Source organism: Streptomyces sp. NPDC021080 (assembly GCF_044333225.1).
In the GTDB taxonomy this organism is placed as follows: Bacteria; Actinomycetota; Actinomycetes; order Streptomycetales; family Streptomycetaceae; genus Streptomyces.
In genome coordinates, this window is sequence record NZ_JBIRQM010000002.1 from 636,797 (window position 1) to 660,928 (window position 24,132).

Annotated in this window: 20 protein-coding genes; 15 read left to right on the top strand and 5 right to left on the bottom strand. The window is 71.5% G+C overall.

The window, feature by feature from the left end; all coding sequences use genetic code 11:
- Positions 1–153 precede the first annotated feature (153 nt).
- From ACH4S8_RS06870 to ACH4S8_RS06885, 4 genes are all read left to right on the top strand, one after another.
- The gene (locus tag ACH4S8_RS06870) at positions 154–645 is read left to right on the top strand and encodes a peptidylprolyl isomerase (protein ID WP_398391608.1); all 492 of its coding nucleotides are present in this window, start codon (positions 154–156) and stop codon (positions 643–645) included.
- A 358-nt stretch (positions 646–1,003) separates the two neighbouring features.
- Positions 1,004–1,606, top strand: coding sequence for a hypothetical protein (locus ACH4S8_RS06875; RefSeq protein WP_398391610.1), 603 nt, complete (start codon positions 1,004–1,006; stop codon positions 1,604–1,606).
- A 388-nt stretch (positions 1,607–1,994) separates the two neighbouring features.
- Positions 1,995–2,432 (top strand): DUF485 domain-containing protein, encoded by a 438-nt coding sequence (locus ACH4S8_RS06880; protein WP_398391612.1) that lies wholly within the window; start codon positions 1,995–1,997, stop codon positions 2,430–2,432.
- Positions 2,429–4,057, top strand: coding sequence for a cation acetate symporter (locus ACH4S8_RS06885; RefSeq protein ID WP_398391613.1), 1,629 nt, complete (start codon positions 2,429–2,431; stop codon positions 4,055–4,057). Before ACH4S8_RS06880 ends, ACH4S8_RS06885 begins: the two co-directional genes overlap by 4 nt.
- A gap of 50 nt (positions 4,058–4,107) precedes the next feature.
- Here ACH4S8_RS06885 and ACH4S8_RS06890 read toward each other — a convergent pair whose 3' ends face one another.
- Both ACH4S8_RS06890 and ACH4S8_RS06895 read right to left on the bottom strand, forming a co-directional pair.
- Positions 4,108–5,601 carry a long-chain fatty acid--CoA ligase gene (locus ACH4S8_RS06890; RefSeq protein ID WP_398391615.1) on the bottom strand — a complete coding sequence of 498 codons (1,494 nt, stop codon included), beginning with the start codon at positions 5,599–5,601 and terminating at the stop codon, positions 4,108–4,110.
- A complete protein-coding gene (locus ACH4S8_RS06895) occupies positions 5,598–6,776 on the bottom strand; it encodes a TauD/TfdA family dioxygenase (protein WP_398391617.1) in 1,179 nt (392 codons plus the stop codon). Before ACH4S8_RS06895 ends, ACH4S8_RS06890 begins: the two co-directional genes overlap by 4 nt.
- Before the next feature lie 159 nt (positions 6,777–6,935).
- Here ACH4S8_RS06895 and ACH4S8_RS06900 point away from each other — a divergent pair, with 159 nt between their 5' ends.
- The 9 genes from ACH4S8_RS06900 (at position 6,936) to ACH4S8_RS06940 (ending at position 16,794) form a co-directional block, all read left to right on the top strand.
- On the top strand, positions 6,936–7,937 hold the full coding sequence (locus tag ACH4S8_RS06900) for an AraC family transcriptional regulator (protein ID WP_398391619.1): 1,002 nt from the start codon (positions 6,936–6,938) through the stop codon (positions 7,935–7,937).
- Positions 7,938–8,290: 353 nt separating this feature from the next.
- Positions 8,291–9,343: a 3-keto-5-aminohexanoate cleavage protein gene (locus ACH4S8_RS06905; protein WP_398391621.1), complete on the top strand. Its 1,053-nt coding sequence runs from the start codon at positions 8,291–8,293 to the stop codon at positions 9,341–9,343.
- A gap of 286 nt (positions 9,344–9,629) precedes the next feature.
- Positions 9,630–10,604 (top strand): quinone oxidoreductase family protein, encoded by a 975-nt coding sequence (locus tag ACH4S8_RS06910; protein WP_398391622.1) that lies wholly within the window; start codon positions 9,630–9,632, stop codon positions 10,602–10,604.
- A gap of 49 nt (positions 10,605–10,653) precedes the next feature.
- A complete protein-coding gene (locus tag ACH4S8_RS06915; protein ID WP_398391624.1) occupies positions 10,654–11,562 on the top strand; it encodes a TauD/TfdA dioxygenase family protein in 909 nt (302 codons plus the stop codon).
- Between the two features lie 34 nt (positions 11,563–11,596).
- Positions 11,597–12,949 (top strand): MFS transporter, encoded by a 1,353-nt coding sequence (locus ACH4S8_RS06920; RefSeq protein WP_398391626.1) that lies wholly within the window; start codon positions 11,597–11,599, stop codon positions 12,947–12,949.
- The gene (locus ACH4S8_RS06925) at positions 12,946–13,524 is read left to right on the top strand and encodes an RBBP9/YdeN family alpha/beta hydrolase (RefSeq protein ID WP_398391628.1); all 579 of its coding nucleotides are present in this window, start codon (positions 12,946–12,948) and stop codon (positions 13,522–13,524) included. The genes ACH4S8_RS06920 and ACH4S8_RS06925 overlap by 4 nt, the downstream gene beginning before the upstream one ends.
- 28 nt (positions 13,525–13,552) lie before the next feature.
- The gene (locus ACH4S8_RS06930; protein WP_398391629.1) at positions 13,553–15,556 is read left to right on the top strand and encodes an acetoacetate--CoA ligase; all 2,004 of its coding nucleotides are present in this window, start codon (positions 13,553–13,555) and stop codon (positions 15,554–15,556) included.
- Between the two features lie 236 nt (positions 15,557–15,792).
- A complete protein-coding gene (locus tag ACH4S8_RS06935; RefSeq protein ID WP_339127370.1) occupies positions 15,793–16,167 on the top strand; it encodes a hypothetical protein in 375 nt (124 codons plus the stop codon).
- A gap of 252 nt (positions 16,168–16,419) precedes the next feature.
- Entirely contained in the window at positions 16,420–16,794 is a 375-nt protein-coding gene (locus ACH4S8_RS06940; RefSeq protein ID WP_398391747.1) for an ArsR/SmtB family transcription factor, read from the top strand.
- A 97-nt stretch (positions 16,795–16,891) separates the two neighbouring features.
- Here ACH4S8_RS06940 and ACH4S8_RS06945 read toward each other — a convergent pair whose 3' ends face one another.
- Positions 16,892–17,866 (bottom strand): helix-turn-helix domain-containing protein, encoded by a 975-nt coding sequence (locus ACH4S8_RS06945; RefSeq protein ID WP_398391631.1) that lies wholly within the window; start codon positions 17,864–17,866, stop codon positions 16,892–16,894.
- Between the two features lie 194 nt (positions 17,867–18,060).
- Between ACH4S8_RS06945 and ligA the strand changes: the two genes are divergently transcribed.
- Positions 18,061–20,154, top strand: a complete 2,094-nt coding sequence (ligA, locus tag ACH4S8_RS06950; protein WP_398391632.1) for an NAD-dependent DNA ligase LigA — start codon at positions 18,061–18,063, stop codon at positions 20,152–20,154.
- 25 nt (positions 20,155–20,179) lie between these two features.
- Here the strand turns inward: ligA and ACH4S8_RS06955 are convergent, their stop codons facing one another.
- Together ACH4S8_RS06955 and ACH4S8_RS06960 are read right to left on the bottom strand one after the other, a co-directional pair.
- Positions 20,180–20,671, bottom strand: coding sequence for a GNAT family N-acetyltransferase (locus ACH4S8_RS06955; RefSeq protein ID WP_398391748.1), 492 nt, complete (start codon positions 20,669–20,671; stop codon positions 20,180–20,182).
- Between the two features lie 113 nt (positions 20,672–20,784).
- Positions 20,785–21,195, bottom strand: coding sequence for a Fur family transcriptional regulator (locus ACH4S8_RS06960; protein ID WP_398391633.1), 411 nt, complete (start codon positions 21,193–21,195; stop codon positions 20,785–20,787).
- Between the two features lie 592 nt (positions 21,196–21,787).
- On the opposite strand from ACH4S8_RS06960, the gene katG reads away from it, so the two are divergent.
- Positions 21,788–24,010, top strand: coding sequence for a catalase/peroxidase HPI (gene katG / locus ACH4S8_RS06965; protein WP_398391634.1), 2,223 nt, complete (start codon positions 21,788–21,790; stop codon positions 24,008–24,010).
- Positions 24,011–24,132 lie beyond the last annotated feature (122 nt).

Here is a 24,132-nt window from a genome sequence, read left to right on the forward strand (position 1 = left end):
CCTTCCAGGCGTTTCCCGGAGCCCGTGCCACCGGCGGCCCGTCGTCGCGTCCCTCCGGGCCACGCACCGAATGATCACCCCCGGTCACGCGCCCACCGGCTCCGCTTCTCTATGCTCGGAGGCGAACCTTCGCATCACATGAGGAGCAGAGCAATGAGCGAGAACGTCTACTTCGAGGTCACCGCCGACGGCGAGCCGCTGGGCCGCATCGTGTTCAAGCTTTACGACGACGTCGTGCCGAAGACCGCGCAGAACTTCCGTGAGCTCGCCACCGGCAAACACGGTTTCGGTTACGCGGACTCGCCGTTCCATCGGGTCATCCCGGGCTTCATGCTCCAGGGCGGCGACTTCACGCGGCAGAACGGCACCGGCGGCAAGAGCATCTACGGCGAGAAGTTCGCCGACGAGAACTTCAAGCTCAAGCACACCAAGCCGGGTCTGCTGTCCATGGCCAACGCGGGCCCGAACACCAACGGCTCGCAGTTCTTCATCACCACCGTCGTCACCAACTGGCTGGACGGCAAGCACGTCGTCTTCGGTGAGGTCGTCGAGGGCATGGACGTCGTGAAGGCGATCGAGGCGCTCGGCAGCGATTCCGGCAGGACCTCCAAGAAGATCGTCGTCTCCGAGAGCGGCACCGTCTGACCGGTCCGGCAGCCCGTCCGGGATCCGTTCCGCGGACACATGCCGACGGGGGCGGCGGACGACGCGTCCGCCGCCCCCGCTCCCGTCCACCGGTCCGCCGCCCCCGCGGGACGGCCCGCCGCACAGGACTCCGCGGCCACCGGAACCGATCGTGCCCCACACGTCGCGCCGCCTCGAAAGAGTTCGGCCGGATTCATGGCCGGATCCCGTCCCGAGGGGACCGGCCCGCCCACGAGGGGTAGTCCTCCCCGAACGCGCCCAGGCGCGCGAGGGTTGGGGGGCCCGAGTGGGGTGGAGGGGGCGGACAGCGGAAAAACGCCTGTCCGGACGCGCGCGGCGGCGGTCGGCCGTCCGCCGGTTGCGTGCGGAAGGAGCCTACGGCCCCGCACTTCGTGATGTACTGCCCGCCCTCACGGCGGTGGTCGTCGTCCTCTGCGCGGTCGTCGCCGGTCTTGCCGTCGGTTACCGCGTGGCCGGGATCGGCGTACCCCTCGGTGCCCTGGCCGTCGTGGCCGTCACCACCCCCGCCGCGATGCGGCGGTACCGTCCGCGAGCCCGCCGCCGCCTCGGCTTCTACACACCCGGGGAACTCGCGGAGCTGGACACGCAGGGACTGGCCCTGGCCGTCTCGCGGATGCTGCGCCGGGACGGCTGGCGCGTGCTCCCGCCGCGCAGGAGCGAGGCCCGCGTCCGGGTCCGCGCGCGGGACGGCCACGGGCGACGTCTGGAAGTCGCCTTCCGGCCCGTGGCCGAGCCGCTGCCCGACGAGGACACGCCCTCGCGTCCGGGACGTCCGGGCGGCCCCGGCCCGCCGCTGCGTCTCGTGGTGCACCGCGGAGCGTTCACCCGGCGTGACGTCCAGTGGGCGCGGCGCCAGGGCGGTGTGCGTCTGATCGACGGTTCGTGCCTGCGGCGCTGGGCGCACGGAACACCGCTGAACGAACTGAGCGACTCCTCCTGAGCCCGCACCGACCGCTCCCACGACGCCCGCCGTCCCGTGCCGACGACACCCGCCGTCCCACGCCGAATCCCCCTGCCGCCGCTCTCCCGGACCGACTCGCCGACCCGCACCTGCGCCCCCGGAACCCCGCCTCACGGTGGGACCGGCGCCCGGTGCGCGTGCACCGGACGTCCGCGCCGACGACACCCCAGCCCTCACTCCGAGCCCGGGCGCAACAGCGGTTTCTTCGACAACAGACGAGGTCAGGGGCGTGGACGCACTCCGACCAGGTAGTTGAAGGAAAGCCCTTCGCACGGGCCGAGGAGCCGCATAGCGTGCGAGGACCCGAGCCGTCCCCACCGTCCGGCAGTCCGTGTACGCCGGGCCCGCAGCCCACCAGGAGACCGGCATGCCGCACGACAGCTCCGCCCCACGGCCCGCGCGACCGCCACGGGGACACCCCAGCTCCTTCGCCCACCACGTCCCGGACCCGGCCGCGGCGGAACCCTTACGCGGCGGGGCAGCACCCCGCGCCTGGACCGGGCACCACCGCGATCTGCGCATCCTGCGGCGCGCCTACCGCCGGCAGCGGCGCGTCACCACCTTCGCGGTGCTCGGCTGCTTCACCCTCTTCCTCGGCCTCTGCGCCGGCTGCCCCTCCCTGATGGACCGGCCCGTCACCGGTGGTCTCTCGACGGGCCTGGTGATCGCCCTCGCCCAGATCCCCGCCACCTGGCTCGCCGTGCTCGTCTACGAGCGCACCGCCCGCCGCCATGTCGATCCCCTCGCCCACCGGGTGAACCGGAGCGTCCCGTGGGCGAGCGGCGAGCAGGGGCGGAAGCGGTGAGCGCCTTCGCCGGCTCCACACAGTCCTGGTCGCTCGTCGCCTTCTCCATCGCCGTCACGGTCACCCTGCTGTTGTGCGTGCTGACCGGCCCCGACAGCGACGATCTCGCCGAGTTCTACACCGGCTACCGATCGCTGTCCCCGCTGCGCAACGGACTCGCCATCGCCGGCGACTACATCTCCGCGGCGACCGTGCTGACCATCGGCGGCGTGATCGCCCTGTGCGGTTTCGACGGTGTCGTCCTGGCGCTGAGCACTCTGCTCTCGCTGCTGGTGCTCATGTTCCTGCTGGCCGAACCCCTGCGGAACACGGGCAGGTTCACCATGGGCGACGTACTGGCCCGCAGGATGCCCGGGCGTGCCGTCCGGATCACCGGGTGCGGTGTCACGATCGCCGCGCTCGTGCCGATGATGCTCGTCCAACTCGCCAGCACAGGACAGCTGTTGGCGTTCATCCTCGGTTTCACGGACAGCTCTCTGAAGACGGGCTGCATCGTGGGAGTCGGCGCCCTGATGATCACGTACGCGGCCATCGGCGGCATGCGGGGGACCGCGCTGATCCAGCTCCTGAAGATGGTCGCGCTCCTCGGTTCCGGGATCGTCGTCTCGGTGCTGATCCTCGGCCGGTTCCACTGGAACCCCGGTGAACTGTTCACCGCTGCCGCGCACCGCAGTGGCGCGCCGGAGGCGTTCCTGCACGGCGGGCTCCAGTTCGCCGGCGGCCCGCATCCCCGGCTCGACATGATCAGTACACAGTTCGCCATCGTGCTCGGCGGTGCCTGCCTGCCGCACGTGACCATGCGGATGTTCACCGCCGGCAACGCCCGCCAGGTGCGGCGTTCGATGTCCTGGGCGGTGTCCTCGGTGGCGTTGTTCATGCTGGTGGCGGGAGTCGTGGCCGTCGGCGCGACGGCGATGATCGGCCGGTCCGGTGTCACCGCCGCCGATCCGCGCGGGCACACCGCCTATCTGCTGGGTTCCCGTGCCGCCTTCGGCCCTGTGGTGTCACGGCCGGAGACCCTCGTGCTCACCACGGTCACCACAGCGATCTTCCTCACCCTGCTCGCCTCGGTCGCCGGCATGACCCTCGCCTGCGCCAACTCTCTGGCCCACGACGTCTTCGCGGACCGCGCCACCGCCATGTCGTCCCAGCGCGAGACCGCCTTCGCCCGCGGCTCGGCCCTGGTCGTCGGCGCGCCGGTGATCGCCCTCGCGGTCCTCGTCCAGGACCGGAGCCTGCAACCGCTCGCCACCATGTCCTTCTGCGTGGGTGCCTCGGCGATCGCCCCCGCCCTGGTCTACAGCCTCTTCTGGCGCCGCTACACACGCGCCGGGCTGCTGAGCACGCTCATCGGCGGCACCCTCGCCGTCCTGGTCCTGATGCCGGGCACCAGACTGGTGTCCGGCTCCCCGACGTCCGCCTTTCCCGCCGCCGACTTCAACTGGTTCCCGTTCACCACCACGGGGCTGGTGTCCATCCCGCTGGGCTTCGCGTTCGGCTGGCTCGGCAGCGTGCTGTCCGGACGCCGCGCGGCGGACCGGGAACGCGGGGTGTACGAGGGCGTCGAGAGCCTGATCCTCGCGGGGCCGCGGCCGAGGGGCGGTGACGGCGGCGGGGAACGGTGACCGCGGCGGGATCGCCACCACCGCCACCGAGGCCCCCGCCCCTCACCGGTTCACGCGCCGCCGACCACGATCTCGCGCTTGAGGATCTTGCCCGTGGGACCCTTGGGCAGTTCGGCCGCGATCTCCACGACACGGGGGTACTTGTACGCCGCGACCCGCTCCTTGGCGTGCGCGCGGATCTCCTCGGCCGTGGCCTCGGCGCCGGGCCTGAGCGTGACGACGGCCGCGACCTCCTCACCGTGCAGGGGGTGCGGCACCCCCACGACGGCGGCCTCGGCGACGGCGGGGTGCTCGTACAGCACCTCCTCGATCTCGCGCGGGTAGACGTTGTAGCCGCCCCGGATGATCATGTCCTTCTTGCGGTCGACGATGAAGTAGAAGCCGTCCTCGTCGACGCGGGCCAGGTCTCCGCTGTGGAACCATCCGTCGCGGATCGCCTCCGCGGTGGCGTCCGGGCGGTTCCAGTACCCGGTCATGACGTTCTCGCCGCGGATGGCGATCTCGCCGACCTCGCCCGGCGCGGCCACGCCGCCGTCCTCGGCGACGAGCCGCATCTCGACCCCGCGGATGGGCACGCCGATCGAGCCCGCCTTGCGCGGGCGGTCCGGGTGGTTGAACGCGGCGACGGGTGAGGTCTCGGAGAGCCCGTACCCCTCGAGGACGGCGGCGCCGAAGCGCCGCTCGAATCCGTGCAGGACCTCGACCGGAAGCGCGGCCCCGCCCGAGACGGCCAGGCGCACCAGGCCGGCGTCGAAGCCGTCGGGGAGGTCGGCGTGCAGCAGCGCCGCGTACATGGTCGGCACGCCGAGGAAGACGGTGACCTTGTCCCGGGCGATGATCTCCAGGGCGCTGCGCGGGTCGAACCGGGGCAGCAGGGTCAGCGTTGCTCCGGTCGCGACGGCCACGTTGAGCGCGCAGGTCTGGCCGAAGGCGTGGAAGAGGGGCAGACCGCCGAAGAGAACGTCCTCGGGTCCGACCTGGAGGAGGGTCTCGGCCGTGGTGAGGGTGTTGCGGGCCAGGTTCCGGTGGGACAGTTCGGCGCCCTTGGGCGTTCCGGTGGTGCCCGAGGTGTAGAGGATCAGGGCAGGATCGTCGTCGGCCCGGTCCGGGGTGTCGCGCAGGGGTTCGTGGCCGCGCAGCAGGGCGTCGAAGGTCTCGGGATCGGTCACCAGGCAATCGGTGCCCGTCTCGGCGGCGGCCTTCGTCACCTCCTCGGCGAACAGCGGGAAGACCAGTGCGGCACGCGCTCCGCAGTCGCGCAGGGTGAAGGCGACCTCGCGGGCCTTGAGCAGCGGGTTCATCGGGACGACGACACCGCCGGCCCGCAGGATGCCGTAGTAGAGGACCGGGAACAGCGGGACGTTGGGCATGGTCAGCGCGACGCGGTCGCCCGGCGTCACGCCGCGGTCCCGCAGCAGCGCGGCCACCCGGGCACTGGCGTCGTCGAGTTCGGCGTAGGTGAGCGTGCTGTCGTCGTGGCGGACGGCGACGCGCTCGCCGTGAGCCGCGGCGGTGGCGGCCAGAAGGGTGACGAGGTTGGTCATGCCGGGAATCTCCTTGAATTCGTCGCGCGGGGCGCGGCGGTGGCGCGCGGTCGGATCACATCGCGAAGAGTGACCCAGGGGTGTGCGTCCTGGCTACCCGCTTCCTGGACGAAAGCCAGCCACAGGCGCAGCAGGTGGCGTGCGTGTTCCGGCGGCCGAGGGTCCTCGAACGCCGAACGGGCGTGCATCACCCGGTGGGTGTTGATCAGCAGCAGGTCCCCGGCCCGGAGGTCGAGGTCGAGCCGGTACTCCGGGGAGGCGGCCACGGAGTCGACGAGGTCGAAGAGCTCCCGGTCCGCCGGCTCCAGGCGGGGCACCTGGGGGAAGCGCTGGGCGGATTCGAGATAGCACCGGTTGTACCGCATGCTCAGCGCGCCGGCGAGGCCGCCGTGGCGGGTGACCAGCGGGGCGGTCGTACAGGGAGGCTCACCGGGGGCGTGTTCGTCGCGGCGGTCGAAGTGGTACGAGCGGTACAGGCGCCCGGCGAGATCGGGTCGCAGGTCCAGTACCGCGTTGTGGACCGCGGCCGAGCTGACCAGCGAGACGCGTCCGCCGGTGCGGGACGTGCGCAGCGGCATCAGGGCGAGGAGATCGGTGGGGTCGGTGTGGAAGGGCAGGGCCTCCCGGGTCTGGTAGCCGCGGGCGGCGGGGTCGCCCAGACTGCGGCCGGTGTCCCGGACGTGGCCGAGGACGACTCCGTCGGCGTTCTGCGGCACGGGGTGCCCCAGGTGTCGGCCGATCCCCCAGAACACGGTGCTCGCGGCCGTCTCGCCGAGCCTGTCGACGGGAAGGCCCCGGACGACCGCGAACCCGCGTCCGTGTTCGAGGACACCGGACAGGCGCGCCAGGTCGGCGGCGAGGCCGGGGAGCGGGAAGTCGGCGGCCGTCAGCCTGAGCAGGGTGAGATCCCGTCTGCGCGTCTCCCGCAGGGCGGAGTCGATCTCGGCGAGCCGGGTCCCGGACAGGTGCAGCTGCCACTGCTCCGGGTGGACGAGCTCCGGGCCCTTCCACACCGAGGGGCCCGAGCAGGGCGTGGGCATGGCGGGTGCCTGGTCCGCGCCCGGGGAGGGCGTGGGCGGTAGCGCGCCCGGGGAGGGCGTGGGCGCGGACGGTACCTGGTCCGTGCCCGGCCAGGGAGCGGGCGGTGCCTGGTCCGCCTCCGACGTTCCTGTCATGTTCGCCTCCAATCCGTCGCATGTTCACCCTCGGCAGGGCGGTCACCCCGGAGCTGACCCTGCCGGTGAACGGCGTCATGCTAGGTTCCTCGACCACCGCCGCGCTTGTCGTGACGGGACAGGAGACTTGGCTTTTCGGGACATCCCTGGAGCGCGCCCATGAGACCGCTGGTCCGCACCGCCGCCCTGAGCGGCTATGTCGAGCTGTGCCGCTCCCTCGGGATCGATCCGCAGGCACTGCTGAAGCGGGTGGGTCTGGACACCGCCGCCCTCACCGTCCAGGACCGGTGGATCTCCGGCACCGCGGCCGTCCAGGTGCTGGAACTGTCGGCGGCCGAGTCCGGTCACGAGGACTTCGGGGTACGGCTCGCGGAGTTCCGCCGCTTCTCCACGCTCGGCCCCATCAGCCTGGTCGTCCGCGAGGAACCGGACGTACGCAGCGCGCTGGAAATGCTGATCCGCCACCAGTACATGTACAACGAGGTGCTGCACACCCGGCTGTCCGAGGGGGACGGACTGGCGACACTGAAGGTGGATCTGCGGCTCGGCGAGGCGATGGAGTCCCGGCAGGCCACGGAACTGGCCGTCGCCGCGTACCACCGCATCCTGAGCGATTTCCTGCACGCCCGCTGGCAGCCGCTGTCCGTCTGGTTCCGGCACTCCGCGCCGGCGGACACCTCGGCGCACCAGCACGCGTTCGGGCCGATCGTGGAGTTCGACCGCGAGCTCGACGGGATCGTCTTCTACGCCGACGACCTGGACGCGCCCAACGCCATGGCGGACCCGCTGATGCGCGAGTACGCCCGCCAGTACTTCGACGCGATCGCCGTCCCGAAGGACACCACCGCCGCGGACCGGGTGCGCGAACTGATCGAGGTCCTGCTGCCGACCGGGCGTTGCTCGATCGAACAGGTGGCACGCAGCCTCGGCGTCGACCGGCGCACCGTCCACCGCCATCTGGCCGCGTCGGGCGAGACGTTCTCCTCGCTCCTCAACGTCACCCGCCGCCATCTCGCGGAGCAGTTCGTCGCGAATCCCCGGCGGCCACTGACGGAGATCTCCGACCTGCTGGGGTTCTCGTCGCTGAGCGGGTTCTCCCGGTGGTTCCGCGAACAGTTCGGGTGCAGCCCGAGAGCGTGGCGCGGCAGCAGGACCCCTTAGCAACTCCCCTTCTGCGACTGGAGTGACGGGTGGGGCCCGCACCTCGGCCGTGCGCCGTGTCCGTCGGCGCTCCGCAGCAACGATGTCCCCAAATGACAAATCATCTGTCCCCTGATGGCAAGCACGTCCCTGGACTCGGCCCTACCTTTGCACCACCGCACAGAAGACGCGGTCGGCCGTCGGAGGGAGCCACTACTCCCCCTGGCTCCCTCCGGACCGGCCGATCGCAGTGGGCCTGCTCGCGCCCGCTGTCACCGGTGACCCGCATCGATCCCGCCGGACATCCCGAGGCCCGCGCCGCACGCGGCGACGCCCCCGGCACGTGATCACAGATCCGACGAAGGAGACGGACCGTGCACTTCCACGACGACTCGCTCTTCCCCGAGAACCAGGAAAAACTCGTCATCCAGGCCGCTCCCTACGGCCCCGAATGGCTTCCCGGCGACGCCGACGACCTTCCCCTGACGATGGACGAGCACGTACAGGCGGCCGTCGACTGCTACAACGCCGGTGCCACCGTTCTCCACATCCACGTACGCGAGCTCGACGGCAAGGGCTCCAAGCGGCTGTCCATGTTCAACGAGCTGATAGGACGGCTGCGCGAGGCCGTGCCGGACATGGTCCTGCAGATCGGCGGGTCGATCTCCTTCGCCCCCGAGGGCGAGGGCTCGGAAGCCAAGTGGCTCGACTTCGACAGCCGTCACATGCTCGCCGACCTGGACCCGAAGCCGGACCAGGTCACCATCGCGATCAACACCAGCCAGATGAACATCGTCGAGATCATGACCGACGACGACCTGGAGGGCACCTCGATCGCCAAGCCGGACTACTACAAGGCGTACCGGGACATGTACCTGGAGGCCGGTCCGGACTTCTACCTGGAGCACCTCAAGCGGCTCGGCGCGAGCGGGATCCAGCCGCACTTCCAGCTCGCCACCCTCGCCCAGCTCGAAACCGTGGAGCGACTCATCCGGTCCGGTGTCTACTCCGGCCCGCTGGTCCTCAACTACGTGGCGATCGGCGGCGGTTTCGCGGGCCGGCACCCCGCCGACCTCATCGAGTTCGTCCGTCGCGTGCCCGACGGCGCCGTCCTCACCATCGAGAGCTCCATGCGTGCCGTGGCGCCCATGAACGCGATCGGCATCGCGCTCGGTGTGCACGTCCGGGTGGGCAACGAGGACAACCTGTGGCGGCGCAAGGGCGAGCGCATGTCCAGCGTCGAGCAGGTCGAGCAGATGGTGCAGATCTCCCAGGCGCTCGGCCGTGACATCGCCACCGGCGCGGAGGCCCGGAAGATCTACAAGATCGGCGAGACCTACTCGAGCACCGACGAGACGCTGGCCCAGCTCGGCATGGTGCCCAACCGCCGTCCCGGACAGCGCGGTTTCATGCTCCGCGACGCCTGATCCGACGGTCCCGCCATCACGCCGGGACCGCCCGGCGGGGCGCGGACCGCGGCAGGGCCCGCCCTGCCGCCGGGCGGACAGCCGGTACGGCCCGACCGCCCGTAACCCACGTGACCGCGACCCGACCCGGGCCGCACCCGCACCTGGCCGGCCCGAACCGCAGCCAGGACCGGGCCCGGCGCGGGGACCTCACCCGTCACGCCACGGGGCCGCCGGGGCCAGACCCCCCGGCTCCGGCGGCCCCTTCCTCTCCCCATCCACCCGACACCAACAACGGAGCGCCCCCGTGGCCCACGCCATTCGATTCAAGGAGACCGGCGGTCCCGAGGTCCTGCGCTGGGAGGAGGTCGTCGTCGGCGACCCCGGGCCCGGCGAGGTCCGGATCCGTCACCACGCCGTCGGACTCAACTTCGCCGACACCTACTTCCGCACCGGGCTCTACCCCGCGCCGCTGCCCGCCGGTCTCGGCGTCGAGGCGGCGGGCGTGATCGAGGCGGTCGGCGAGGGCGTCACCGGGTTCGCCGAGGGCGACCGGGTCACGTACACCGGAAGCCCGCTCGGCGCGTACAGCACGGAGCGGGTCATGCCCACCGGCTCCCTGATCCACCTGCCGGACGGCATCTCCTTCGAGACCGCCGCCGCGATGACCATGCGCGGTCTGACCTCCGCGTATCTGCTCCGCAGGATCCACCCCCTCAAGGAGGGTGACACGGTCCTGCTCACGGCGGCGGCGGGCGGCGTCGGCCTCATCGTCTGCCAGTGGGCCAAGCTCCTCGGACTGAACGTCATCGGCACCGTCTCCACCGAGGAGAAGGCCGAACTGGCCCGGGCGCACGGCTGCGACCACGTCATCCACTACCGGCGCGAGAACGTGGCCGAGCGGGTGCGCGAACTCACCGACGGCGCCGGCGTTCCGGTCGCCTTCGACAGCGTCGGCAAGAGCACGTACGCCTCCTCGCTCGCCTCGCTGCGCCGCCGCGGACTGCTCGTCTGCTTCGGCACCGCCTCCGGCCCCGTCCCGCCCATCGACGCCATGCAACTCGCCGTCCAGGGCTCCCTGTTCGTCACCCGGCCCGCGCTCGCCGACTACATCGCGGACCCCGCGGAACGGGCGGAACTCGCGGGCGAACTCTTCGACCACGTCAGCTCGGGCCGCATCACGATCGAGGTCAACCAGCGCTACGCCCTTGAGGACGCCGCCCAGGCGCACCGCGAACTCGAGGCGGGCGGGACCACCGGATCGTCCGTCTTCGTGCTCTGAGCCCACCACTGACCCGCGGTCAACTCCACTGCCACCAGGAGGAAGCACCATGGAACACACGCTCGCTCCCCCCGAGGGCGCGCCGGTCCGCGCCCACCACCGCGGCTCGATCCGGGTCGAACCGCTGACCTGCTCGATCGGCGCGGAACTGTCCGGCGTGAACCTCGGCGACGCCGCACGCGACGACGACCTCTTCCACGAGATCAAGTCCCTGCTGCTCCAGTACAAGGTGCTGTTCCTACGCGACCAGGACTTCACCCGCGCCGAACACGTCGCCTTCGCCGAACGGTTCGGCGCGCTGGAGGACCACCCGGTGGCGGGCAGCGACCCCGAGCACCCGGGTCTGGTGCGGATCTACAAGGACCTGGACAGTCCGGCCGAGCACTACGAGAACGCCCTGCACACGGACGGCACTTGGCGCGAGAACCCGGCGATGGGCGCCGTGCTGCGCTGCATCGAGGGGCCGCCCGTCGGCGGGGACACGATCTGGGTCAACATGGCCGAGGCCTACCGGCGACTGCCCGAGGAGATCCGTGCCAAGATCCGGGGGCTGCGGGCCCGGCACAGCATCGAGGCCACCTTCGGCGCCGTGATGTCCGAGGAGAGGCGGCACGCCCTCAAGGCGCAGTTCCCGGACGCGGAGCACCCGGTGGTGCGCGTCCACCCGGAGACCGGTGAGGAGATCCTCTTCGTCAACGCGTTCACCACCCACTTCGTCAACTACCACACGCCCGAGAACGTCCGGTTCGGGCAGGACTTCGCCCCCGGCGCCGGCCTCCTGCTCAACTACCTGATCGCCCAGGCCGCGATCCCGGAGTACCAGGTGCGCTGGCGCTGGACCCCGAACAGCGTCGCCATCTGGGACAACCGCTCCACCCAGCACTACGCCGTACAGGACTACTGGCCCGCCGTCCGCCGCATGGAGCGCGCGGGAATCGTCGGCGACAGACCGTTCTAACCTCCTTTTTCCAACAGCGCGTGAGGTGATGACAATGGAGTTGCACACCACTGCTGGGCCCCTCTCCGAGACGGACACGACCGCCTCGTCCGGATGGCCCGTGTCCCGCCGCTATGCCTGGGTGGTCTTCGCCCTCAGTTTCGGCCTGCTGCTGTCGGACTACATGTCCCGGCAGGTCCTCAACGCCGTCTTCCCGGACCTCAAGAGCGAGTGGCTGCTCACCGACGCGAAGCTCGGCACCCTCAGCAGCGTCGTCGCCCTCATGGTCGGCCTGCTCACGTTCCCCATGTCCCTGATGGCCGACCGCTGGGGCCGGGTCAAGAGCCTGCTGCTGGCCGCGGTGATGTGGAGCGTGGCGACCCTGGGCTGCGCGGTCTCCGCGAGCTACGACCAGATGCTCGTCGGCCGGCTGTTCGTCGGCATCGGTGAGGCGGCGTACGGAAGCGTCGGCATCGCCGTCGTCCTCAGCATCTTCCCCATAGGCCTGCGCGCCACCCTCTCCGGCGCCTTCATCGCCGGCGGTGCCTTCGGTTCGGTCCTCGGCGTGTCGATCGGTGGCGCCGTCGCCCAACACCTCGGCTGGCGCTGGGCGTTCGGCGCCATGGGCATCTTCGGTCTGGTGCTGGCCGCGGTCTACGGCGTCGTCGTCACCGAGAAGAGACTGAAGCCGGAGGGCGGTTCCGCCGACGGCGAGCCCGAGCCCGGACCCCAGGGACGGCTGCGCGCGCTGCTGCCCCGGCTGTTCTCCTCCGTCTCGGTGGTCAGCGCCTACGTGGGCAGCGGTCTCCAACTGTTCGTCGCCGCCTCCCTGATGGCCTGGCTGCCCAGCTACTTCAACCGCTACTACGACATGCCGACCGCCAAGGCCGGCGCGACCGCCGGAGTCTTCATCCTCGTCATCGGCGTCGGCATGATCGGCGGCGGCATCGTCTCCGACCGCATCAGCCGGGCGTTCCCCATCCGCAAATGGGCCGTCGCCATCGGGTTCAGCATGGGCTCGCTCGTCCTGCTCATGGCCGCCTTCCAGCTGCCGACCGGCCCGCTCCAGCTGGCGGTTCTGGCGGCCGGGGCCCTGCTGGCGGCCGGCACGGCGGGACCCGCGACCGCCATGGTGGCCAACCTGACCCCCGCGTCGATCTCCGCGACGGCCTTCGCCACCCTGACCTTCGCCAACAGCCTGCTCGGACTGGCCCCGGGCCCCGCCGTGACGGGTGCGCTGGCCGACGGCATGGGGCTGCTCGGCGCCCTGCGGATCGTCCCGCTCACGGCGCTCGCCGCCACCCTCGCGTTCCTGGTCGGCCGCCACTTCTACGAGCGTGACCTGCTCCGTCTGACGGGCACCCCCGCCCCGGCGGCGGAGCCCGAGGACGCGGTGGTGACCGCGTGAGCCCCACCGCCGACCCGGTGGTCGTGATCGTGCCGGGACTGCGCGACCACGTGGCCGACCACTGGCAGACCCTGCTGGCGGAGCGGCTGGCCGAGTCCGGCCGCACCGTACGCATCGTCCCCCCGCTCACCGAGGACACGCTGAGCCGCGAGGCCCGCGTGGCGGTGCTCGACAAGGTGGTCTCGGGGGCCGAGGGGCCCGTCGTGCTCGTCGCGCACAGCGCCGGGGTGATCACCACGGTCCACTGGGCCCAGGGAAGCACGGCGCAGGTGCGCGGAGCGCTGCTCGTGACACCGCCGGACTTCGGCACCCCGCTCCCCGAGGGGTATCCGACCCCCGAGGTACTCGGCGAGAACGGCTGGACACCGGTGCCCCGGACCCCGCTGCCCTTCCCCGCCGTCGTCGCCGCCAGCTCGAACGACCCCCTCGGCACCGCCGAGCGGGTGGCCGCGCTGGCCGGCGACTGGGGCGCCGCCCTGGTGGAACTGGGCGAGGTCGGCCATCTCAACCCCGCGTCCGGCTACGGCCCGTGGCCGCGCGCGGAAGAACTGCTCCGCGAAGTCGAAACCGGCTGAACGCCGCGTCCAGCCCAGGAAGGCACCGATGAACACCGACACCGACCTGCTGTGGTCCCCCGGTCGCCGCGAGTTGGAGGACTCCAACGTCGCGGGCTTCATGACCTGGGTGGGCGAAGCACGGGGTCTGCACTTCTCCGACTACGCCGAGCTGTGGCGGTGGAGTTCCACCGACCTCGCGGGATTCTGGTCGGCGGTGTGGGAGTTCTACGGGCTGGACGCGGTCAGCGACTACGACACGGTGCTGGGCGAGGCGTCGATGCCGGGCGCCGACTGGTTTCCCGGCGCCCGGCTGAACTTCGCCGAACGCTGCTTCGCCCGGGCCACGGACGTCCGCCCCGCGCTCGTCACCCTGACCGAGGGCGGCACCCCCGAGGAGACCTCCTGGGAGGAGCTCCGCCGGCAGGTCGCCGACGTGGCGGCGGCACTGCGGGAAATGGGCGTGGAACCCGGCGACTGCGTGGCCGGGTATCTCCCCAACCTCCGCCAGACCGTGGTGGCGCTGCTCGCCACGGCCGCCGTCGGCGCCGTGTGGACGGCCTGCTCCCCGGACTTCGGCACGCCCAGCGTGCTCGCCCGGCTCCGCCAGGCCCGGCCGGTGGTCCTCGTGGCGGCGGACGGATACCGCTACGGCGGCAAGACCTACGACAAACGCCCCGACGTCGCCGAACTCGCGGACGGCCTGCCCACCCTCCGCCACCTCCTCGCCGTCGACAGCCTGTTCCCGGCCCCGGCCGAGCCGTGGTCCGGGCGGACGGACATCCACCAGCACGCCTGGGCCGCGCTGCCCGCGGCGGACGGTCCACTGGAATGCGCCGACGTCCCCTTCGGCCACCCGCTGTGGATCCTGTGGTCCTCGGGGACCACGGGCATCCCGAAGGGCATCGTCCAGAGTCACGGCGGCATCGTGGTCGAACTGCTCAAGGCACTGGGCCTGGGCATCGATCTGCGCCCCGAGGACCGCTACCTCTTCATCACCTCCACCAGCTGGATGGTGTGGAACTTCCTGGTCGGCGGCCTGCTGCACGGCAGCACCGTCGTCCTGTACGACGGCAGCCCGACGTATCCCGCCATCGACGGCGCCTGGCGGATCGCCGAACAGACGGGCGCGACCGTGCTCGGCCTGGGCGCCGCCTATCTCACCGCCGCGGAGAAGGCGGACACCCGGCCGGCGGAGACGTTCGGACTCCGGAATCTGCGGACCGTGCTGCAGACCGGGTCGACCCTGCCGACCGGCACCTGGCACTGGGTCCACGACCGGCTGACGCCCGGCGTACGGCTCCAGTCCATCTGCGGCGGCACGGACGTCTGCTCGGTCCTCGCCGGGAGCACCCCGCTGCTGCCCGTCCGGGCCGGCCGGATCCAGGCCCCCGCCCTCGGCGTCGCCCTGGCCTCCTGGGACCCCGAGGGACGCCCCCTGACGGGCGAACAGGGCGAGCTGGTGGTGACCGCGCCCCTGCCGTCCATGCCGCTGCACTTCGTCGGCGACCCGGACGGCGCCCGCTACCGGGCCAGTTACTTCGACACCTACCCCGGAATCTGGCGGCACGGCGACTGGGTCACCGTCGACGCCGACCTGTCGGTCGTCGTAGCGGGCCGCTCCGACTCCACCCTGAACCGCTCGGGCGTACGCATGGGTTCCGCCGACATCTACGCCGTCGTCGACCAGCTTCCCGGGATCGCCGACAGCCTCGTCATCGGTGTCGAACAGCCCGACGGCGCCTACTTCATGCCGCTGTTCGTCGTGCCCGTCGAGGGCACCGCGTTCGACGACGGACTGCGCCGGCACATCGTCTCGGCCATCAGGAGCCGGCTGTCCCCGCGCCACGTTCCCGACGTGATCGTGCCGGTCCCCGCCGTCCCGCGCACCCTCACCGGCAAGAAGCTCGAAGTCCCGGTCAAGCGGGTCCTCCAGGGCGCTCGCCCCGGTGAGGTCAGCAGCGAGGGGTCCGTCACCCACCCGGAGATGCTGGCGTGGTTCGCGGAGTTCGCCGCACGCGAGGCGCGTCCCGGATCCCGGGCGGACGGGTGAGACGGCGGGCCGTCGGCCGCCGCTCCACGCCCATCGCCCGCTTCACCGCCGAACGACATTCGTGATCACGGGTCGATCAGCGACGATCGATTCCCCACTCCTCGAAGTGCTCATCGGTGCTCCTTCCGTCAGTCCCGAAACAACCCGGCTGCCCACGCCGGAGGGTCCGTAGGGTCCGGGACACCGGCCGGTCGGGAACTCCTCCGTCCGCGCGGTGACCCGAAGGAGACATCGGTATGGCAAATGTGGAGATCTCCCTCAAGGAGACGATGACGTCGATCGAGGGCGCGCTGGGCGTGGCGCTCGTCGACTACACGAGCGGCATGGCCCTCGGCACGCTGGGGGGCGGCAAGGACCTCGACCTGAACGTCGCGGCGGCCGGCAACACCGACGTGGTCCGGGCCAAGGTGCGCACCATGGAACACCTGGGACTCAAGAGCAAGATCGAGGACGTACTCATCACGCTCGAGAAGCAGTACCACCTGATCCGGCCGCTCACCGGCCGTGACGGCAACGGGCTGTTCCTGTACCTCGTGCTCAACAAGGCGACGTCCAACCTGGCCATGGCCCGCCATCAGCTCGCGCGCATCGAAGCCGAACTAGAGGTGTAGACAGCCACGTTCTCCGCGCCTTCGCATGCCCACGACTTGAAGATTTCTTCAATTGGGTACATCCAGATGGAGTCAATCACGTGGGCGTGCGGAGGCGGAGCCGCCAGGATCGGTCTCTCGGGCACCGTCCGCGGCGGGCAGGCGGACAGCCACCGCACCAGCCGGAGAAACAGCCCGTCCCCAGGCGGCAGGGAGCGAACGATTTTGACCAGGCAGGTTCCCCTCTACCAGGCCAAGGCCGAGTTCTTCCGGATGCTCGGACACCCTGTGCGCATCCGCGTCCTGGAACTGCTGCAGAGCGGCCCCGTCTCGGTGCGCGACCTGCTCAGCGAGATCGAGGTCGAACCGTCCAACCTCTCACAGCAGCTCGCCGTGCTGCGCCGCTCGGGGATCGTGGTGTCCATCCGCGAGGGCTCGACCGTCAGCTACGCGCTGGCGGGCGGCGACGTCGCCGAACTGCTGCGCGCCGCCCGCCGCATCCTCACCGAACTGCTCGCCGGACAGACCGAGTTGCTGGCCGAGCTGCGGCAGGCCGACGTCGACACGGGCCTGCCCCCCGGTCCACGCGAACCGGACCTCGTCGTCACCCGGTCCGCGCGGCACTCTCCCGCCGTCCGGGGGCACTGACGCCCTGGCGGCCGTCCCGCGATCACCGCCCGGCGGCCGCCCCCCGGGCAACGACGCGAAGTGTCGGACAGGACCTCGGCAGCCACTGAGCGGGCCGTCAGGCCCAGCCCTTGCGGGCGGCGTGCCAGCCGAGCTGGATACGGCTCTCGGCGCCCGCCCGCGCCATGAGTTCACCGATCCGCCGCTGCACGGTGCGGCGGGAGACGCCGAGGCGTGCGCCGACCGCCTGGTCGGTGAGTCCGGCGAGGACGAGGGCCAGCATCCGGGCGTCGAACTCGTCTATCTCGTCCGGCCGTTGCTCCACGAGCCCGTCTCCCGCCGTGTGGGGCGACAGGGGGTACGCCTGCTCCCAGGCCAGCTCGAAGTAGGCGACGAGGGCGTCCAGCAGTCCTCCGGGGTGCACCAGCACCGAGGCGGCGGCGGTGTTGCGGCCGCTGAACAGGGGCAGCATGGCCAGGTCATGGTCCGCGATCATGATCTTGACCGGCACGGCGTCGGCGACCCCGATCTGCTGTCCGGCCGCCAGTGCCGCGAGTGCCTGGGCGACCACTCCCGGTTCGGTCAGGGCGTCCCGGTGCAGGATCGTCCGGTAGAGCACACCACGGCGGATCCCGGCCCCCTCCGCGGTGTTGTCGTCGCGCGTGACGACGCTCTGTTCGGGCACCATCATCGACCGCACCTCGTGCCGGGCGGACTCCTGGAGCTGCCGGAACCGGTGGCGTACCGCGTCGATGTCGCTGATCACCTCCACCGCACCGCCCTCGGCACCCGTGCGGTGCTGCTCCGCGAGGGTGAGCACCGCGTGCTCCGCGGCGCTCAACTCCTCGCGGCGCCGCCGCAGTTCCCCGCCTAGCGCGACCGCGGGAGGCGCGGCCACGAAGAGGGTGGCCGCGCCCTCGACCGGCTGCGGGACGACGAGGCCGCGCCCGGCCAGGCCGCCGAGGATGTCACGCGTCTCGGACTCGGAACGGCCGCTGTGGACCGCCAGTTCGTGGACGGCCGCCCGTCCACGCGCCACCAGGAGACGGTAGATCTCCTCCTCGGCCGGACCGAGACCGAGCGCGGCGAGCATGGGCCACTCCTTGAAGTCGGCTGGCGGGGCTGGGGCGGGGCCGTCGCGAAGGGACCCGGAACCCGCCCTGGTTCCCCAGGTCTACTTCACTCCCGGGGCCCCTGTCACCTCCGCGTGACGGTGTTGCCCGCATCGCCCGAAGTGCGTGCCCCGACAGGGCCGCCGGGAGGGCATTGTCAGTGGTGGCAGGCAGGATGGCGGGTATGACAACACCTGTTGCAGTGATCGTGGACGCCGTCGCCTACGCGCAGGCGGTCGAGGACGCGTTGAAGGCGTCGGCCGCCTATTACGAGGGCGGCACCTCCGTGCTGGACGACGACGCGTACGACCGGCTGGTGCGGGGCATCGCCGCGTGGGAGGCCGCGCATCCCGATCAGGTGCTGCCCGAGTCGCCGACCGGGAAGGTCGCGGGCGGCGCCGTCGAGGGGGACGTCCCGCACACGGTGCCGATGCTGAGCCTGGACAACGTCTTCTCGCCCGAGGAGTTCACCGCCTGGACGGCGTCGCTGGCCCGGCGCACCGGTCACGAGGTGGAGCGGTACGGCGTCGAGCCGAAGCTCGACGGCCTGGCCATCGCCGCGCGCTACGTCCAGGGCCGGCTCACCCGGCTGATCACGCGCGGGGACGGCACGGCCGGCGAGGACGTGTCGCACGCGATCGGGACGGTCGAAGGCCTTCCGGGCGAGCTCACCGAGCCGCTCACCCTGGAGGTGCGCGGCGAGGTCCTCATGACGACGGCGCAGTTCGAGCACGCCAACGAGGTGCGCACCGCGCACGGCGGGCAGCCGTTCGCGAACCCGCGCAACGCCGCGGCGGGCACGCTGCGCGCCAAGGAGCGCGCCTACACCGTCCCGATGACCTTCTTCGGCTACGGGCTGCTGCCGGTGCCCGGCACCGACGCGGACACCGCCGCCCGACTCGACGAGCTCGCGCACAGCGAACTGATGACGCGGGCCGCCGAGCTGGGGGTGAACACCACGGCGAGCACGGCCGTCCCCGGCATCACGGCGACGAACGCCGAGCAGGTCCTGGCCCGCGTCCAGGAGATCGCGGCGCTGCGCGCCGAGCTGCCGTTCGGGATCGACGGGATCGTCGTCAAGGCCGACCTCGCGGCCGACCAGCGGGCCGCCGGGTCCGGCACACGCGCGCCGCGCTGGGCGATCGCGTACAAGCTCCCGGCCGTCGAGAAGATCACCCGGCTGCTGGCGGTGGAGTGGAACGTCGGCCGCACCGGCATCATCGCCCCGCGCGCCGTGCTGGAACCGGTCGAGATCGACGGCTCGACCATCACGTACGCCACCCTCCACAACCCGGCCGACATCACGCGTCGCGATCTGCGGCTGGGCGACCATGTGATGGTCCACCGCGCAGGGGACGTCATCCCCCGTATCGAAGCGCCCGTCGCCCATCTGCGCACCGGTGAGGAACAGCCCATCGCCTTCCCCACGGCGTGCCCGAACTGCGGATCCGCGATCGACACCAGTGAGCAGCGCTGGCGCTGCGAGCAGGGGCGCAACTGCCATCTGGTCGCCGCGCTCTCGTACGCCGCGGGCCGCGACCAGCTCGACATCGAGGGCCTCGGTCACACACGGGTCGTGCAGCTCGTCGAGGCCGGTCTGGTCACCGATCTCGCCGGTCTGTTCGGCCTGACCCGCGAGCAGCTCCTCGGTCTGGAGCGGATGGGCGAGACCAGCACCGACAACCTCCTCGCGGCGATCGAGACGGCCAAGGGCCAGCCGCTGTCCCGGGTGCTGTGCGCGCTCGGTGTGCGCGGCACCGGCCGTTCCATGTCCCGGCGCATCGCCCGGTACTTCGCCACCATGGACGAGGTCCGCGCGGCGGATGCGGAAACGATGCAGCGGGTCGATGGCATCGGCACGGAGAAGGCCCCCTCGATCGTCGCGGAGCTGGCCGAACTGGCCCCGCTCATCGACAGACTCGTCGCCGCCGGGGTCAACATGACCGAGCCCGGGGCCACCCCGCCCGCCGCGCCCGGTGAGGACGGCTCGGAAGCGGAGCCGGGCGAGGCGGCCGGCGGTCCGCTGGCCGGGATGACGGTCGTGGTCACCGGCGCGATGACCGGGGCGCTGGAACAGCTCAGCCGCAACCAGATGAACGAGCTCATCGAGCGGGCCGGCGGCCGTTCCTCCTCCAGCGTGTCGAAGAAGACGAGCCTGGTCGTCGCCGGGGAGGGCGCCGGGTCCAAGCGCGCCAAGGCCGAGACCCTCGGGATCAGACTGGCGGCACCGGAGGAGTTCGCCGAACTGGTCGCCGACTACCTCGCCTGACCGCCGGGACCGGGCCGGTCGCCGGCTACCCCTCTTGACCGCCGGGACCGGGCGGTACGCCGATCCGCCGGGCCAGCACCTGGCCCGGCCAGGTCCCGGACAGGAACGGCTCGGTGGGGGTGAAGCCCTGGCGCTCGTAGAACGCGACCAGTTCGCCCCCTCCGCCCGCCCAGCAGTCGACCCGCAGCAGTTCGACGCCGGCCCGCCGGGTCTCCTCGGCGGCGCGGGCGAGGAGCGCGGCCCCGATGCCCCGTCCGGCGCAGCGGCGGTCCGACACCAGCAGCCGGACGTACCGCTCGGGTTCCCCGGCGGGTTCGATCGGCATCTTCGGGTTGGGTCCGGTGTCGAGGACCACGGCCCCGAGCGGCGCACCGTCCGCCTCCGCGACGAAGGTGGCGTTCTCGGTCATGTACCGGTGGATCAGCTCCACCAGGTGCGGCGTCGCCGAGAACGGGGTCGTGCCCCACTGCTCGGTGTTGCCGCGGGCGTTCATCCAGACCACCGCTCCGTCGAGCATGTCCAGAACGGCCCGTGCGTCGGCCGGCCCGCCCGGTCTGATCCGTATCGGCTGTGAGGTGTCCCACTCGATCTCGTTCACGGCGGAAGCCTAGGCGGCGATCGGGGCGGGTCCTATGCGCACGAAGGACACAGCCCCCGGTAGGTGACCTCGACGGCCGCCACGGTGAACCCGAAGCGTTCCGTCGCCGGGAGGTCGGCCAGCGGGTTGCCGGTCGGGTGGACGTCACGGACGGTGCCGCAGCTGGAGCACACGAGATGCTGGTGCGGGTGGTGCGCGTTGGGGTCGTAGCGCTTGGCCCGGCCGTCGGTGGCCACCTCGATGACCTCACCGAGCGAGACCAGCTCCCCCAAGGCGTTGTAGACGGTCGCCCGGGAGATCTCGGGCAGCCGCTCGGCCGCGCGGGCGTGCACCTCGTCGGCGGTGAGGTGCACGTGGTCGCCGTCGAGGACCTCCGCAACGACGCGCCGCTGGGAAGTCATCCGCCAGCCACGCTCGCGCAGTCGCTCCAGCAGGTCACTCATATCGGTTCACCTTTTCGGGATCAGTGGGAACCCGCAGTTTATCTGTGCGCATCCTGGGTCCGATCGGATATGGGTCTGGTGTTCTTCTTGACTTGGACTCTGTCCATCGTAGGATCGGTTTTGGCACTGGCCAAGGGACAAGAAGACTTCGGTACGGGCAGGAGAGACACAGATGTCGGGACCACCGCCGTGGCACCCCACGGCGCCGGTCTGCGGGTGACGGCCGTCGTGACACGCAGCCCGGGACCCTCCCGGAGCCCGGGACCCCCTCGGCGACGACGCGATCGCCGCCGTGGCGGGCAACCCGGCGCTGCACTTCCCAGCACGTCGCACCCAGCCCTCCGTCCGCTCACCGTGGCGGGATGCGTACCCCGTTTCGGACCGGTCCAGCCGGTCCGGCGCGAGCCGCGTACGCCGTCCCCGCCCCCGGCCGTGCGACCGGCCGGCCCCTTCGCCCGTTCCCGCCCGAAGACCACGGCCTCCCCGTCGACCCCGTCGGCGGTTCCGGGGCCACCCGCCGGGGCCCCGCCCCGGCTGTTCCCCCCACCCGCAGTCGCTGAGCACCAAGATCGGCCTGTCCGGAAGGATTCCCATGTCTGAGAACCATGACGCGATCGTCACCGACGCGAATTCGGAGGCCGCGGGCGGCTGCCCGGTCGCGCACGGCCGCGCTCCGCACCCGACCCAGGGCGGCGGAAACCGCCAGTGGTGGCCGGAGCGGCTCAACCTGAAGATCCTCGCCAAGAACCCCGCCGTCGCCAACCCGCTCGGCGAGGACTTCGACTACGCGGCGGCCTTCGAGGCCCTCGACCTCGCCGCCGTGAAGCAGGACATCGCCGGGGTGCTCACCACCTCGCAGGACTGGTGGCCCGCCGACTTCGGCAACTACGGCCCCTTCATGATCCGTATGGCGTGGCACAGCGCGGGCACCTACCGCATCAGCGACGGCCGCGGCGGCGCCGGTGCCGGCCAGCAGCGCTTCGCTCCCCTCAACAGCTGGCCGGACAACGGCAACCTGGACAAGGCCCGCCGTCTGCTGTGGCCCGTCAAGAAGAAGTACGGCCAGAGCCTGTCCTGGGCCGACCTCATGATCCTCGCCGGCAACGTCGCCCTGGAGCAGATGGGCTTCGACACCTTCGGCTTCGGCGGCGGCCGCGAGGACGTGTGGGAGTCCGAGGAGGACGTGTACTGGGGCCCGGAGACCACCTGGCTCGACGACGAGCGCTACACGGGCGACCGTGAGCTGGAGAACCCGCTCGGCGCCGTCCAGATGGGCCTCATCTACGTCAACCCCGAGGGCCCGAACGGCAACCCGGACCCGATCGCCGCGGCCCGCGACATCCGTGAGACCTTCCGCCGGATGGCGATGAACGACGAGGAGACGGTCGCCCTGATCGCGGGCGGTCACACCTTCGGCAAGACCCACGGCGCGGGCCCGGCGGAGAGCGTCGGCGCCGACCCCGAGGCCGCACCGATCGAGGCGCAGGGCCTGGGCTGGAAGAGCACGTACGGCACCGGCAAGGGCGCCGACGCCATCACCTCCGGCCTGGAGGTCACCTGGACCACCGCCCCCACCCAGTGGGACAACGGCTTCTTCGACGTCCTCTTCGGCTACGAGTGGGAGCTGACCCAGAGCCCCGCGGGCGCCAACCAGTGGAAGCCCAAGGACGGCGCGGGCGAGGGCACCGTCCCGGCCGCCCACGACTCCTCGAAGAAGATCGCCCCCTCGATGCTCACGACCGACCTGTCGCTGCGCTTCGACCCGGTCTACGAGCCGATCTCCCGCCGCTTCCACGAGAACCCGGCCGAGTTCGCGGACGCATTCGCGCGGGCCTGGTACAAGCTGACCCACCGTGACATGGGCCCGAAGTCCCTCTACCTCGGCCCGGAGGTCCCCGAGGAGACCCTGCTGTGGCAGGACCCGCTGCCGGAGGCCGAGGGCGAGGTCATCGGAGCCGAGGACGTCAGCGCCCTCAAGGCGAAGATCCTCGCCTCGGACCTGACGGTCGCACAGCTGGTCTCCACCGCGTGGGCGTCGGCCTCGACGTTCCGCGGCAGCGACAAGCGCGGTGGCGCCAACGGCGGCCGCATCCGCCTGGAGCCGCAGCGCGGCTGGGAGGCCAACGACCCCGACACGCTGGCGACGGTGCTGCGCACGCTGGAGAACATCCAGCGTGACTTCAACTCCGGCGACAAGCACGTCTCGCTGGCCGACCTCATCGTCCTCGGCGGCGTCGCCGCGGTCGAGAAGGCCGCCCGGGACGCCGGTCACGACGTCCAGGTGCCCTTCGCCCCGGGCCGCGTCGACGCGACGGAAGAGCAGACCGACACGGAGTCCTTCGCCGCGCTGGAGCCGACCTCGGACGGCTTCCGCAACTACCTCGGCAAGGGCAACCGGCTTCCGGCCGAGTACCTGCTGCTCGACCGCGCCAACCTGCTGACCCTGAGCGCGCCCGAACTCACCGTCCTCGTCGGCGGTCTGCGCGTCCTGGGCGCGAACCACGGGCAGTCCTCGCACGGTGTCCTCACCGCGACCCCCGGACAGCTCACCAACGACTTCTTCGTCAACCTGCTCGACCTGGGCACGACGTGGACGGCGACCTCCGGGGACGCGACCACCTTCGAGGGCCGCGACGACGCCACCGGCGAGGTCAAGTGGACCGGCACGCGTGCCGACCTCGTCTTCGGCTCCAACTCCGAACTGCGCGCGCTCGCCGAGGTCTACGCGAGCGACGACGCCAAGGCGAAGTTCGTGAAGGACTTCGTCGCCGCCTGGGACAAGGTCATGAACCTGGACCGGTTCGACCTCGTCTGACGCCCGAAGTGAGGGCCGGCCCCGCCCGGGGCCGGCCCTCACGCGTGCCGCGGCGCCGACCGGTCCCGGGCGTTCACGGCCGCGCCCGTCCCGTCTCCGAGACCGGTGGCGTTCTAGGCTGG

What these genes read in the sequence shown, in the direction of transcription:
- ACH4S8_RS06890 (WP_398391615.1), bottom strand. Translation starts at nt 5,601, where the DNA reads ATGACCAACCTCGTCACCCTTCTGGCCGCCACCGCCGCGGCTCACGGC.
- ACH4S8_RS06930 (WP_398391629.1), top strand. Translation starts at nt 13,553, where the DNA reads ATGAACACCGACACCGACCTGCTGTGGTCCCCCGGTCGCCGCGAGTTG.
- ACH4S8_RS06935 (WP_339127370.1), top strand. Translation starts at nt 15,793, where the DNA reads ATGGCAAATGTGGAGATCTCCCTCAAGGAGACGATGACGTCGATCGAG.
- ACH4S8_RS06915 (WP_398391624.1), top strand. Translation starts at nt 10,654, where the DNA reads ATGGAACACACGCTCGCTCCCCCCGAGGGCGCGCCGGTCCGCGCCCAC.
- ACH4S8_RS06880 (WP_398391612.1), top strand. Translation starts at nt 1,995, where the DNA reads ATGCCGCACGACAGCTCCGCCCCACGGCCCGCGCGACCGCCACGGGGA.
- ligA (WP_398391632.1), top strand. Translation starts at nt 18,061, where the DNA reads ATGGCGGGTATGACAACACCTGTTGCAGTGATCGTGGACGCCGTCGCC.
- katG (WP_398391634.1), top strand. Translation starts at nt 21,788, where the DNA reads ATGTCTGAGAACCATGACGCGATCGTCACCGACGCGAATTCGGAGGCC.
- ACH4S8_RS06945 (WP_398391631.1), bottom strand. Translation starts at nt 17,866, where the DNA reads ATGCTCGCCGCGCTCGGTCTCGGTCCGGCCGAGGAGGAGATCTACCGT.
- ACH4S8_RS06870 (WP_398391608.1), top strand. Translation starts at nt 154, where the DNA reads ATGAGCGAGAACGTCTACTTCGAGGTCACCGCCGACGGCGAGCCGCTG.
- ACH4S8_RS06955 (WP_398391748.1), bottom strand. Translation starts at nt 20,671, where the DNA reads ATGCTCGACGGAGCGGTGGTCTGGATGAACGCCCGCGGCAACACCGAG.
- ACH4S8_RS06960 (WP_398391633.1), bottom strand. Translation starts at nt 21,195, where the DNA reads ATGAGTGACCTGCTGGAGCGACTGCGCGAGCGTGGCTGGCGGATGACT.
- ACH4S8_RS06895 (WP_398391617.1), bottom strand. Translation starts at nt 6,776, where the DNA reads ATGACAGGAACGTCGGAGGCGGACCAGGCACCGCCCGCTCCCTGGCCG.
- ACH4S8_RS06900 (WP_398391619.1), top strand. Translation starts at nt 6,936, where the DNA reads ATGAGACCGCTGGTCCGCACCGCCGCCCTGAGCGGCTATGTCGAGCTG.
- ACH4S8_RS06920 (WP_398391626.1), top strand. Translation starts at nt 11,597, where the DNA reads ATGGAGTTGCACACCACTGCTGGGCCCCTCTCCGAGACGGACACGACC.
- ACH4S8_RS06940 (WP_398391747.1), top strand. Translation starts at nt 16,420, where the DNA reads ATGCTCGGACACCCTGTGCGCATCCGCGTCCTGGAACTGCTGCAGAGC.